The sequence below is a fragment of the Paenibacillus sp. sgz302114 genome (genome assembly GCF_056120345.1).
This window is the reverse complement of the sequence record NZ_JBVYOI010000002.1, coordinates 49,473-61,865: the sequence shown is the minus strand read 5'-3', so window position 1 is coordinate 61,865 and position 12,393 is coordinate 49,473. Positions and strand designations below refer to the sequence as shown.

Below are 12,393 nucleotides of genomic sequence, written 5' to 3'. Positions count from 1 at the left end.
GTAGGGAGGGCGACATCATGCCGAATGTAGTTATTGTATCGGGAAGTCCAAGTGGGGTTTCACGTTTGAATGGATTGACGGGATATGCGGAGGAGAAGCTGCGCCAGCTCGGCTGGGATATAAGCCATCTGCATGTGGCATCACTGCCAGCAGAAGATCTTATTCTTGCACGATGGGACAGCCAAGCGATTATTGAAGCGAATAAGCGAATCGAAGCAGCGGATGCCATCATCATTGCAAGCCCAGTGTACAAAGCTTCTTTCACGGGCGTGCTGAAGACTTATCTCGATCTGCTGCCGCAGAACGGTCTGGAAGGGAAAGTTGTTCTTCCGCTCTTCATCGGCGGAACCATTGCTCACTTGTTGACGATCGATTATGCACTGAAGCCGGTCTTGTCAGCCCTCTATGCGAAGCATATTACCGCAGGCGTATATGCGGTTGACTCGCAGGTGAAGAAGCTTGATGCAGGCGGCTACGAGCTTGATGAAGACTTGGCGAAACGGCTGGAACGCGCTGTTCTCGGCTTCGCGGAAGCGACGGAGTTGTTCAGAAACAGTAAGACGTCTATCTCTTCCTAAGGGCAGGGAAAGGAAAGGGGCTACCTTCGGACTTTGCCATAAGTGGCACTGACCGGGATAGCCCCTTTTGTTATGCGTGAATGGAATTAAGAAGTAAGCTGCTCCATCTGTGCAATCAATTCCTCGAACACGCTCATCGCTTGTTCAATCGGCTCTGGCGTAGACATATCGACGCCGGCCTTCTTCAGAATGTTGATGGAGTAGTCGCTGCCGCCGCTCTTCAAGAAGCCAAGGTAACGTTCTACAGCCGGAGCGCCTTCCTCGAGAATTTGCTTCGAGAAGCTCGTCGCAGCCGAGAAGCCTGTCGCGTATTTGTACACATAGAAGCTTGTGTAGAAATGCGGGATGCGTGCCCATTCCATTTCGATATCTTTATCAATGACCATGCCTTCGCCGTAGTACAGCTTATTGAGGTCATAGTAGATTTTGCTGAACTCTTGCGGCGTAAGGGAGTCGCCTTCCTCTGCGCGCTCATGGATGATTTTCTCAAACTCCGCGAACATCGTCTGACGGAATACAGTCGTCCGGAACTGGTCGGCATAGTACGTCAGCAGATACATTTTTTCCTTCGGATCCGTCGACTTCTTCAGCATATAATCCATTAGCAGCGCCTCATTCAAAGTCGAAGCAACCTCAGCCAAGAAGATCGTATACTGTGCATCACGGTACTCCTGCGTGGTGTCGGAGTAGTAGGAATGCAGCGCGTGGCCCATCTCATGCGTAAGCGTGAACATGCTGTTCAGGTTGTCCTTATGGTTCAACAGCACGTAAGGATGCGTACCGTATGCCCCCCAGCTGTATGCACCGCTGCGCTTGCCTTCATTCTCATAGACGTCGATCCAGCTCTTGTCGAAGCCGTCTTGCAGCACCGTCAAGTAATCATGACCGAGAGGCTTCAAGCTCTCGCTGACCGTTTTCTTCGCTTCTTCGTAGGTAATGTCCATCTTGAACTCATCGACGAGCGGAGCGAACAGGTCATACATATGCAGCTCATCAACCTTCAGCAGCTTCTTGCGCAGCTCCATATAACGGTGCATGAGCGGTAGATGCTTGTGAATGGTGCTGATCAAATTCGTATAAACCTCTTTCGGAATGTTGTCGCCGTAGAGCGACATCTCCAGTGTCGACGGGTACTTGCGGGCACGGGAATAGAAAAGGTTCTTCGTCACATTGGCGGCGAGCGTCGATGCGATCGTGTTTTTCAGCTTGCCATACGTATCATACATCGCCTTGAAGGCGCCTTCGCGGACTTCACGGTTCTTGCTCTCGAGAAACTGTATGTAGCGGCCTTGCGTCAGCTCTACTTCGTCGCCGTTCTCGTCCTTCACTTTCGGGAATTTGAGATCGGCGTTATTCAGCATGCTGAAGATCGTGCCAGGAGCTTGCGAAATGTTGCCCACTTGCGCCAGCAGCGCTTCTTCGGACTTGGAGAGGACATGCGCTTTCTGGCGACGCATCTCTTCTAGCGTTTGGCGATACTTGGCAAGGTCGGCATTCTCGATCATGGCACCAAGCGCTTCATCGGAGAGGCTCAGCACTTCAGGTGTAATGAAGGACAGTGCTTCGCCCGTCTCAACGCTCAGCTTCTTGGACTTATCCGAGAGCGCCTGGTACGTTGGCTCCGCGGTATCTTCGTGATGCTTCATATTCGCGTAAACATAGAGGCGCTCGACTTTGAGGGAAAGCTCGTCCTCAAGCTCAAAGCAAGCTTTCAGCTGCTGCGCATCCGCGAGCTTACCTTGGAAAGCTTCGACTTTCTTCATCTGCTCTTTCGCCTGTGCGTATTCCTTGTCCCACGCGGATTGATCCGCGAATATGTCCTCGAGCTTCCAGCGGTGCTCAGCGGCAGTCTCGGAACGTTTCGGTACTTGGTTCATAGGAACCCTCCTCGCCTGATAGTTAGTCGGTAAAGCAGAATGGGATTGATCCTCGTGCTGTAAGCTGACATTGCTGCCGGCAAGCAGAGAGAACGATAGCACAATTGGCAGATATCTCACTAGCAGTCACGCTCCAAAGGCAGGTTGTGACAGTAGTTTAGCCCACCGCGCGCCTCGTTATGACCCCATCGTTGTCAAATTGTACACGATTAAGAAAAAGGCAAATGCGACAAACACGATTGTTGCGATGGCAAGCCCTCTGCGTAAGTTCGCAGGAATGTTGTTCCGCTGCATGATGACGATGAGTCCCAGCGAGAAAGCAGCAATAATGAAAATAATCGCAGCTGTTGTATCCACTTTTGCTCGATACTCCCCTTTTGCGATAACCTATGCAGCTTGGTACATGGTTATGTTCGATATGCAGGATGAATTTTCCTCCTGCGGTTATGAGGTTCTAATTAGACGGAACGGAAACGCTCCATAATTTCTGCGCGCTCTTCCTCACGACCAACAAAATCAGCCTCGCGGAAGCGGTTCTCTGCCCAGTGCAGCATCTCTGGACGGCTAACGAAGATGTGGCATTCTTCGCCCCATTGATCGTTAATTTCGCGCAAGACGAGTGTCTTGCCTTGCACCTCTACGGAGAGCATATTGTATTTGTCTGTTTTATAAATTTGTACCTTCTTAAACATTAGGACCATCCCTTCGAAAAATAGCATGTTGTATTCTTCAATCATAGCCATAAAAAGGGGTAGAAATCAAATGTTTGTCATGGTAGAATGTGGCAAACGCGGACTGCGTTTGGCGTAAGAAAGCCTTTAGCTTGAGCGTCAGAGCAAGAAAATGTAAGACGAGATGAGCCGAGATGAGCCGAGATGAGTCGAGAAGAGATGAGGAGAGATGAGAATGAGTACGAGTAAAGGGTATCCGCAAGCAGGTGTCGCGGTGACATGCCGCAGTTTCAAAGAATATGTCCTCTTGTTTGATCTTAATGAAGCGGAGCTGCACGGTGAGAAGCTGCTTGATATTGCAGCAGGCGCTTCTTCGTTCACGGCGGATGCATGCGGTAAGGGAATCGACGCGTACGCAGTGGATCCGCGCTATGCAAAGCCTCATGAGCAACTGGTATCCGAAGCGCGCGAGGAAATTGACGTTTCAACGATGAAGCTAATGAGCCTCGGCAACAAATATGATCTGAGCTATTACGGAAGCTTTGAACAGCATCGAGCGGGACGAATAGCGTCACTGAATGCTTTCGCGGAGCATCATGGTCGCGAGGAGGAACGGACGAAACGCTATCAGGCGGGCAGCTTGCCGAACTTACCTTATGAAGACGGTGAATTTGGGCTCGTACTGTGCAGCCACTTCCTGTTTCTGTACGAAGATCAGTTCGATTACGAGTTCCATTTAGGTGCTGTAATGGAGATGATCCGAGTCTGTAAGCCAGGGGGGATAGTGCGTATTTATCCAATTATCTCGCTTCGGTGGGAGCCGTACTCAGAGCTTGAGCGGCTGCGGGCCGATTTAAGCAAGAATGGCGTAGTGACGGGCTTGTTCCAGTCCAAGCTGCCATTTATTCCTGGGTCAGAGCTCGGTCTATTTGCCCACATTTAATTGCAAAATTATCCATCTGGGTATATAATAAATCAAGTCGCCCTGGTTTACAGGCGTTCATTTTTAGGAGGTTGTTACATTGAAAGGAACAGTTAAATGGTTTAACGCAGAGAAAGGCTATGGCTTCATTCAAGTTGATGGCGGAGAAGACGTGTTCGTTCATTATTCCGCAATTCAAGGCGAGGGTTTCAAGTCGCTTGATGAAGGTCAATCCGTAGAATTCGATATTACGCAAGGCAACCGCGGACCACAAGCTGCTAACGTTGTTAAACTGTAATCATCGTTGCTTCCTTAAGGAAGCTTCCAATACGTGAACTCATTCATGATAAAGACCCGACCATTCGTTGTCGGGTCTTTTTTTTGTTGTTGTTCTAGGAATTTATAGGATTACTGGTTTTGTGGATAACTCCAGAGGAGCAGTGCAATGTAGGGGTCATTACTTGGCAAGATCAGCGAAAGCAGAGTACCGGCTCTCATGCCCCATGCAGGCACGAGAGAGCGTATTTGCTCTCTCAGCATCTTTTCCACGAACATTCTTGCCTGCTTGAGGCAGGAGAGAGCCTATGTGTTCGGATCAATGTTCTCGGCTGAAGTAATGCTTCGTCATGAAGGCAGCCGCAGCGAGAAGCGACAGCGCCGTTGCGGTTTGGAAGAAGACAGAGCTGCCGTAATGCTCGTAGATGACCCCGCCGACCGTACCGCTTATGACGCCGGCGAAGCCGCTCCAGACGATTGCATAGACGGCTTGTCCGGAAGAGCGGAACTCGTCAGGGATGATTGTCGTGAGGTAGCGCAGCGCTGTTACCATGAAGATGCCGAATGTAACGCTGTGCAGCGCTTGAATAGGGATAATCCAAATCGGCGACGGCATTTCGCTGATCAGGAAGAATCGTAAGGCGTACATCACGCCTGCAATGGCAAGCAGCGGAAGCTCCTTGAACTTGTGGCCGTATTTGCCGAGCAAATACAGGATTGGAATTTCACTGATTGCCGATGTCATCCAAGCGAGCCCTATAAGCGAGTCGCTTGCACCCATCTTGCGCAGCGTCACGCCGAGAAAGCCTTCATTCATCCGATGTGCGACTGATAGCACAAGGATGATCGCGAAGTAGATCAGGATGTCAGGCTTGCGCAGCAGTTTCAGAAATCCACTGAAATCGACTTTGCGCCTCGCGCCTTGGTAATCTTTTAGCGTAAGGGAGACTAGGAAAGTCAGGCCAATCGTGCACATCGCTAGCGGAACTGTGGCAGGGGAGCCGACTGATTTAAGCAGCTGCCCGCCTAGGAACGCCGACAATGCAAAGCCGAGAGAGCCGAATACGCGGATGAGCGCGAACGGCGTTCCGGTATACCGGCTGGACAGCAGAATGAGACTGTCACTCAGCGGGTTGACAGGCATTTGGAAGAAGTAATAAGCCAGCATGATGACGCAGATCACGGCGAAAGTATTCGTCATGAATAGCATAGAGATCATGACGAGCTGCCCGAGCATCAGCAGTGTCATGATCTTCTGGATCGTTCTGAATTTATCGCTAGCCGTGCCGAATATAAGGTTAGCGAAGATCGAGATGAACGGGCCGCACGAGTAGATGACGCCGATTTGGCTCGCGTTGAAGCCTTTGTCCAGGAAGTAAAGCGGCAAATAAGTAGCGACGACTGCTTGCGTCGTATAGACGAGATACAAGAATATGCGGAGCATCAGCACTTCCCGCTTTGGGGAAGAGGACGCGGATAGCTCGGATTCGCCTGATGGGTTTGAGATATTCGATGATGACGATGATGAATTCACGGTATTTCACTCCAAATCTTAAGCTTGTTGAGTCAAGGCGCGGTTTGTTCCAGTGAGCCTCCGAAGAGAAAGGGCAACGAATAGGCATTCAGCGCCAATTCCGACTGATTGTGCCCATGCTCCGATCGAGCCGTTCCAGCCAGGCGTAATAGCGACGAGCACTACGGATGTTGTCACAGTAAATATGAGGTTCGCGGATTGCGAGCCTAAGAAAATACGAGTGAAGCCTCGTACCATGCTGATGCCATTCAATACATCAAGCCACGGCAGCACAAGCGCGTACAGCACGAAAGGACGCATCGCATGGATCGTTTCGACCTTTAGCTGGCCTTCTGCGCCTAAGATATGTCCGACGATGAATTCACCGATAGGAGAGAAAGCGAGCAAGCCGACGAGCAGAGCAGGCAAGAATCCAAGCAACAGCGTAAAGTTACGGACTGCGCGCGGATCTGTCTTGTAGAAGTTCAGCACAATCTGATGAAAATACGAGAAGAAGCTGACCATCAGCTGGACCAGATTCGCAGCAAGCGCAAATGAAGCAATCGATAGAGCTGCGTCGCCTGTTTTTCCGAGCAAGGCATTGATGGACGGGCCGATCAATATGGTGACGAGTGTGGAGATGAGCATCGGTCGATAGAATGAGAAAATTTGGCGTGTCGAACCAATCTGGTGCCCTGGGGCACGTTCCGGCAGCCTTCTTACGAGTGAGGAGCCTTCGAAGTAGCTCATGCCTGCCTCAATGATCATCCCCGACAGAAAAATGATCGCACCGACTGTGCCGCTGTTTACTCCCGTATGTATAAAATAAAGCGATAATCCATACATCCCGAGCAATCGTATCACCATGCCGATGGTCAGCCATTTGGTCTGCAGATTGAAAATGATTACCCCGTGGTAGAGGCATCTGATTCCCGAAAAAATGCTGACGAACATGAGCACTTGATAGACATTGAGGACATGCGGAACGAGCGAATCGGATGCGCCGAGAGGTCCGCCGAAGATCCATTTGCCCAGCGGTGAATAGCTGATGGCGAGTCCAAGCACGAGGATGGCGGTGAACACCAGCTGTCCGACGCGCAGCATCGCGCGGAAGGATCGTTTGTCGCGCACAAGCGCGGAGCATGTTTGACGCAGCATGACAGCCGGTCGCTCCGTTATGGTAAGCAGGCTCATCGCGATCGCATAGCTGGCGATAACGGTCTTCTGATCGGCTGCTCGCGTCAGCGTACTATTAATAATGACATGCGAGATCGTAACAAGGCTTGCCGAGATGCCAAGCGGCAGAAAGAACCGCCACAGCTGTCTCAGCGTCACCGTGCCAGGTTGATTGCTCATTTGTCATTCTCCCCCAAGATAATATGTCCCAAAGTATAACATAGGGGGAACAAGTTTTCGCGCTGGATTTGTATTCTATGAAATGGTACATTAGTGGATGGAGGTTTTGAGACGTGAACCAATATTTTGCTTGGGATGACCGGCTTGGAATCTCGCTGCCGACGCTTAATCAGGAGTGGGAGCTGTACAGCGAAGAAGCACGGACTTTCATCGTAACGCAGTGGGAGATCATTCGCGGCACAATTCCTGACCGTGTATTTGCCTTCGAGCGTATCATTAATGTGAAGCAAGCGGAGCTTTTTGAAGAAGAAGATTTCGAACTTTCATGTACCATTAACTCGGACATTGCCGAATTGGCAAGCCGGATTAATGATTTACATATCTGGTACCGAACAAACCAAGAAATTGAGCATAAGCGCCATTCTTAACGTTTAGAGGGTAGTGGAGGAAGGGGGGCGCCGCCATCTATGAAAATGAATGAACAGGCCCGCCGGTTGCCACAATCGCCGATTCGTCTTATGCATCGCGTGTACAAATATGTACTGCCTGAAGTAAGGGCTGAGCTTGGCCGGTTGCGTGCCATAGCTGATCGAATCCCGGATGACGAGCTGCGTACGCAGGCGATCGCCAGCATGACAAGCAAGCAGTTCCATTGTGAAGGCGGTGGCGTATACGCCGCAGCCAATCTGGAGAGCAGGGCGATACTCGTTCCGCTTATCGTAGCTCTACAGACGATCAGCGATTATTTGGACAATTTATGCGACCGCAGCACTTCGCTTGATCCGGATGATTTTCGGCTGCTGCATCAGTCGATGCTCGATGCTGTTGACCCGAACGCGCCGCTCGTCGACTACTATGCGCTGCGTGTAGAGCGTGAGGATGGCGGTTACTTGCATGAGCTTGTCCGAACCTGCCAGAACGCAATCAGGCAGCTGCCTTCTTACGCGGCGGTGCAGCCTTATGTAACAGAGCTCGTCGGCCTTTACGGCGACTTGCAGGTGTACAAGCATATCGCGAAGCCGAAGCGCGAACCAGCGCTGCTCGCATGGTGGGAGCAGCACAAGCAGAAGGTGCCGCAGCTGTATTGGAATGAATTTGGCGCTGCAACAGGCTCGACGCTTGGCATGTTCATGCTGTTTCTAGCTGCTTCCTTCGATAATTGCAGCAAAGAAGATGCACGATTCATCCGCAATTCTTACTTCCCGCATGTTTGCGCCCTTCATATTATGCTGGATTATTTGATTGATCAGCATGAGGATCGCGAGGGCGGTGACCTCAATTTCTGCAATTATTATACGGATCAGCGTCAGCTCGTGGACCGGATCGGCTTTATCGTCGAGAATGCCCGCGAGGATGTGAGACGTATGGCTGCGCCGAAGTTTCACGGGATGGTCATTGAAGGTCTGATGGCCTTGTATCTGTCTGATCCGAAGGTTCGGGGCCAAGAAGATGTGTTGCTGGTATCAAAGCGTCTTATGAAGAAAAGTCCGCTTATGAGGCTGTTTTTCTGGGGCAATAGTGTTTTAATTCGTATGCGTCAATCTTAATTGTTTATATAGGTTATCAGAAGTTAGAGAAAGACACAGATAAAATCAAGGAGTGGATAGGAATGTCAGCTGTAAAAAGAATTGCCGTTCTAACTAGCGGTGGAGATTCACAAGGGATGAATGCCGCGGTACGTGCGGTCGTCCGTAGCGCTTTGTATCATGGATTGGAAGTTTACGGCGTACAACGCGGTTACCAAGGCTTGCTTAACGATGATCTTCGTCAGATGGATCTTCGCAGCGTAGGCGATATCATTCAGCGCGGCGGTACGATTCTTCAAACTGCACGCTGTAAGGAGTTCTTGACTCCCGAAGGCCAGCAGAAGGGCGCAGATGTACTGCGTGCACGCGGCATCGACGGTCTCGTCGTTATCGGCGGAGACGGTTCCTACCAAGGCGCGAATAAGCTGAGCAAGCTCGGCATCAAGACAATGGGTCTGCCTGGAACAATTGATAACGATATTCCGTTCACGGACTACACAATTGGATTTGATACAGCTGTCAGCATCGTTGTCGATGCGATTAACAAGCTGCGCGACACGATGACATCGCACGAGCGTTCGTCGGTCGTTGAAGTTATGGGTCGCCATTGCGGCGATATCGCGCTGTACGCAGGTCTTGCAAGCGGTGCGGAGACGATTATCGTACCGGAAGTGCCGTTCGATCTGGATCAAGTGGCAAACCGGATGCAGGAGAACTTCGGTTCCGGCAAGCGTCACAGTATTATTATTGTTGCTGAGGGTGCAGGCTCCGGCGAAGAAATCGGTAAAGGCATTACACAGCGCTGCGGCATGGAGCCGCGTGTTACGGTACTCGGCCACATTCAGCGCGGCGGTTCGCCGACGCATAATGACCGTATCCTCGCGAGTCAGCTTGGCGACTTTGCGGTGCGTAAGCTGATGGAAGGCGATTCCGGCAAAGCTTGCGGCATCATCAACGGCGAGCTAACCGTCACGGATATCGATAAAGTTGTAAATACGAAGAAACCGTTCAACATGGATCTCTACAACCTGGCGCTTCGGTTATCTCAATAATAAGCGAAAGCCTTGCACGGCGCTTAAGTCAGGGACAGATTCATTCAAAGTCCCTTGGCTGCGCGAGTGTAAGGCTTTTTGCATCTAAATGAAAGGTGTGGGGTCATGTTCTTGTATAAAATCGAAATCGAAATGGAAGATAGCTCGGCTCATCTCATTCTGCTGGCGGAGACAGACGAGAAAGCATTCTCGGTCGTAGACAGCCATGTCGAGCGTCATTATTTGAAGAAGCCGCTTCTCAAACAAGTGGCGATCGTGGAGAAGAAGCGTACGGAAGCGGGCAACGGATATTTAATTCCGAATTCGTAATTGGCGATATTGACCAAATAAACAAAACATACTATTATGTATGTAAAGTGAGTTTGTTTGGAAGGGGAAATAATGATGAGAATCGCAATGATAGCAGGCAGCAACCGAGCGAATGCCACGAGTACGAGCTTGTCCCTGTACATCAAGAAGGTAATGGAGAACGAAGGGCACGAGGTTACGTTGATTGATTTATATAAACAACCATTGCCTTTCTATGGCAGTGCAGATGCGGATGCGAATGTTGTGGCAATGCGCCAAGCGGTGCTTCACAGCGACGCTATCGTACTTAGCACTCCAGAATATCACGGCAGCATGTCAGGCGTGCTGAAGAACGCACTAGACTTCATGGGCGGCGAGCACTTCGACAGCAAAGCAGTGTTGTCGGTCAGCTCGGCCGGCGGCGCGGTTGGCGTAGCTTCACTGACGCAGATGCAAGCAATCGTGCGCAACATGCACGGCGTGAACTGCCCGGAATGGATCTCGATTGGCGGCGCTCAGCGTGAATTCAATCCGGATGGCTCACCGAAGTCGACGGATGTACAGACTCGCATCCATAAGACAGTGCCTTATTTCTTGCACTTGGCGGCTATGCTCAAGCGCTCTCCGATCGTTAAGTAAACAAACAAAAAACGCTTTGCATCCTATTCGGTCATTTGAACCGGACAGGATTGCAAAGCGTTTTTTATATCTCATTTAGAATTTTACATCTGATGTGTAGCGGTTGTTCGCGTTCCATAATAAATATTCATGAATGCCAGTATCATTAAGCGCTTTAATTTGAGCTTCTACTTCTGTTTTGCCGTATGGAGTATAATGCCCTTTGCCGAGCCAGCTTGCGGTAAAGTCTTGAATCCAAGGCCGAATAATCGGTTTGTACGAGCCGATCGGATCAAGCTTCTTATGTGTATCAAGCATGGATCCTTTGATCGTAGCATAAGGGCTCTTGTCAGGATCCTTCTGGCCGAACCAGCCTGTCGTATAGTGGCTTGGATAGACCATTGGCGAGATGACGTCGACGTACTTGGATATCTTCACAAAATCTTGACCGATGCCCTCAGCTGCCGGCACTGAAGCGGCATAGCCGAATATATCGACCGATACGCGCACACCGAGCGGTTCGAGCTGTGACTTGGCGTACTTCACGAACGAGGCGATCGTGTCGACGCGTGAATCCTTTGTTTTATCGAATACGAGGGAGTCGGCTTTCTTCTCGAATCCTTCAGGGAACCGCACATAGTCGAATTGAATTTCCTTGAATCCAAGCTTCACCGCTTCTTTGGCGATGGCGACGTTATAATCCCACACTTCTTTGCGGTAAGGGTTCACGAAGCTATCACCTTTGCCATTCTCCCAAACGGAGCCGTCTTTGCGGCGGTATGACAGCTCAGGGTGGCTGTGCGCAAGCATTGTATCCTTGAACACGACGATTCGTGCAATCGGATAGACGTCATGCTTCTTCAGCCGCTCCATCAATTTATTCACATCACCAATGTAACGCTGTGTCTTCCCAAGCTTCAGCAGTTCCGGATTCTTAGTCGGATATGTAATGTAGCCTGCATCATCCTTTAAATCAATGATCATACTGTTCAGCTCTGTCGTATCGAGCAGGTTCAGCAGCTTCTCCATTCGTGCACCGCCTGCACTGTGAGCGGTTACATAAATGCCCTTCACAACAGGCGCATCTGGCTGAGGATCATGCTTCGTGAAGCTTGTCCCTGCATTCGGATCCGCTGTACCCGTGCTCCCAGAGCCCGCCGGTTTACCTGTACCAGATCCCGGTTGCACGGCTGTTCCTGGCTGAATATGCTGCTGTGACGCTGTTAATAGCGTAGCAAGCAGCTGCTGGGTGGTGGCGGTTTGCGTAGCAGTTGTTCCGACAGTTCCGGTTTCAGCCTCAACGCTTACACCTGTTAACACATGAAAAAGCAATAATAACGTTTGAATTACTACATCCATTTCGGCTCTCTCCCCGCATGCGAAGTCAGTAAAGATTATAATTCAGTTTCGTAGATGGGCGCGAGAGGTATTTTGTAGGATTTTGTACGATGAAGACAAAAAAAGAACGAGCACCTAAGGAAGGTCTCGTTCCATGTTCAATCATTCTATTGCAGTAGCACTTCTTTCTGATGTTCGCAAATGCTATGCTGCACAATTTCAACCGCGTCTTCGGGCTCTAGAAATGCCAGTCCATCACGCAGCACGATATTAAGGTTCAGTTCCCGCTCCGTGAGAAAAGGCACCAACTCTGGTACTAGCTTCTCCACAATCTGTAATAGTCTGACTGTTTCCATATCCATGAAGCATCACCCTTTC

15 protein-coding genes are annotated in these 12,393 nt (G+C 50.4%); 8 read left to right on the top strand and 7 right to left on the bottom strand.

The window, feature by feature from the left end; all coding sequences use genetic code 11:
• The first annotated feature begins 17 nt into the window (after positions 1 to 17).
• A complete protein-coding gene (gene ssuE / locus AC0LWF_RS05340) occupies positions 18 to 578 on the top strand; it encodes an NADPH-dependent FMN reductase (protein ID WP_474650531.1) in 561 nt (186 codons plus the stop codon).
• Positions 579 to 664: 86 nt separating this feature from the next.
• On the opposite strand, the gene pepF is transcribed toward ssuE, so the two are convergent.
• The 3 genes from pepF to AC0LWF_RS05325 all read right to left on the bottom strand — a co-directional run bounded on the left by pepF (position 665) and on the right by AC0LWF_RS05325 (position 3,147).
• Entirely contained in the window at positions 665 to 2,455 is a 1,791-nt protein-coding gene (gene pepF / locus AC0LWF_RS05335) for an oligoendopeptidase F (protein ID WP_474650530.1), read from the bottom strand.
• A 177-nt stretch (positions 2,456 to 2,632) separates the two neighbouring features.
• Positions 2,633 to 2,812, bottom strand: coding sequence for a hypothetical protein (locus AC0LWF_RS05330; protein WP_474650529.1), 180 nt, complete (start codon positions 2,810 to 2,812; stop codon positions 2,633 to 2,635).
• Between the two features lie 101 nt (positions 2,813 to 2,913).
• Complete coding sequence (locus AC0LWF_RS05325) at positions 2,914 to 3,147, bottom strand: hypothetical protein (RefSeq protein ID WP_474650528.1); 234 nt, start codon at positions 3,145 to 3,147, stop codon at positions 2,914 to 2,916.
• A 214-nt stretch (positions 3,148 to 3,361) separates the two neighbouring features.
• Between AC0LWF_RS05325 and AC0LWF_RS05320 the strand changes: the two genes are divergently transcribed.
• Positions 3,362 to 4,069, top strand: coding sequence for a class I SAM-dependent methyltransferase (locus tag AC0LWF_RS05320; RefSeq protein ID WP_474650527.1), 708 nt, complete (start codon positions 3,362 to 3,364; stop codon positions 4,067 to 4,069).
• 79 nt (positions 4,070 to 4,148) lie between these two features.
• Positions 4,149 to 4,346 carry a cold shock domain-containing protein gene (locus AC0LWF_RS05315; RefSeq protein WP_116189961.1) on the top strand — a complete coding sequence of 66 codons (198 nt, stop codon included), beginning with the start codon at positions 4,149 to 4,151 and terminating at the stop codon, positions 4,344 to 4,346.
• Positions 4,347 to 4,643: 297 nt separating this feature from the next.
• Here AC0LWF_RS05315 and AC0LWF_RS05310 read toward each other — a convergent pair whose 3' ends face one another.
• Positions 4,644 to 5,858: an MFS transporter gene (locus AC0LWF_RS05310; RefSeq protein ID WP_474650526.1), complete on the bottom strand. Its 1,215-nt coding sequence runs from the start codon at positions 5,856 to 5,858 to the stop codon at positions 4,644 to 4,646.
• Positions 5,859 to 5,876: 18 nt separating this feature from the next.
• Positions 5,877 to 7,193, bottom strand: coding sequence for a multi antimicrobial extrusion protein MatE (locus AC0LWF_RS05305; protein WP_474650525.1), 1,317 nt, complete (start codon positions 7,191 to 7,193; stop codon positions 5,877 to 5,879).
• A gap of 113 nt (positions 7,194 to 7,306) precedes the next feature.
• Between AC0LWF_RS05305 and AC0LWF_RS05300 the strand changes: the two genes are divergently transcribed.
• From AC0LWF_RS05300 to AC0LWF_RS05280, 5 genes are all read left to right on the top strand, one after another.
• Positions 7,307 to 7,621 (top strand): hypothetical protein, encoded by a 315-nt coding sequence (locus AC0LWF_RS05300; RefSeq protein WP_474650524.1) that lies wholly within the window; start codon positions 7,307 to 7,309, stop codon positions 7,619 to 7,621.
• 39 nt (positions 7,622 to 7,660) lie between these two features.
• Entirely contained in the window at positions 7,661 to 8,740 is a 1,080-nt protein-coding gene (locus tag AC0LWF_RS05295) for a tetraprenyl-beta-curcumene synthase family protein (RefSeq protein WP_474650523.1), read from the top strand.
• Between the two features lie 62 nt (positions 8,741 to 8,802).
• Positions 8,803 to 9,771 (top strand): 6-phosphofructokinase, encoded by a 969-nt coding sequence (pfkA, locus tag AC0LWF_RS05290; RefSeq protein WP_474650522.1) that lies wholly within the window; start codon positions 8,803 to 8,805, stop codon positions 9,769 to 9,771.
• Positions 9,772 to 9,876: 105 nt separating this feature from the next.
• On the top strand, positions 9,877 to 10,080 hold the full coding sequence (locus AC0LWF_RS05285) for a DUF3906 family protein (protein ID WP_474650521.1): 204 nt from the start codon (positions 9,877 to 9,879) through the stop codon (positions 10,078 to 10,080).
• A gap of 72 nt (positions 10,081 to 10,152) precedes the next feature.
• Positions 10,153 to 10,698 carry an NADPH-dependent FMN reductase gene (locus AC0LWF_RS05280; protein WP_474650520.1) on the top strand — a complete coding sequence of 182 codons (546 nt, stop codon included), beginning with the start codon at positions 10,153 to 10,155 and terminating at the stop codon, positions 10,696 to 10,698.
• A gap of 75 nt (positions 10,699 to 10,773) precedes the next feature.
• On the opposite strand, the gene AC0LWF_RS05275 is transcribed toward AC0LWF_RS05280, so the two are convergent.
• Positions 10,774 to 12,036, bottom strand: coding sequence for a putative glycoside hydrolase (locus AC0LWF_RS05275; protein WP_474650519.1), 1,263 nt, complete (start codon positions 12,034 to 12,036; stop codon positions 10,774 to 10,776).
• 146 nt (positions 12,037 to 12,182) lie between these two features.
• Positions 12,183 to 12,377 (bottom strand): hypothetical protein, encoded by a 195-nt coding sequence (locus AC0LWF_RS05270; RefSeq protein WP_090578880.1) that lies wholly within the window; start codon positions 12,375 to 12,377, stop codon positions 12,183 to 12,185.
• Positions 12,378 to 12,393 lie beyond the last annotated feature (16 nt).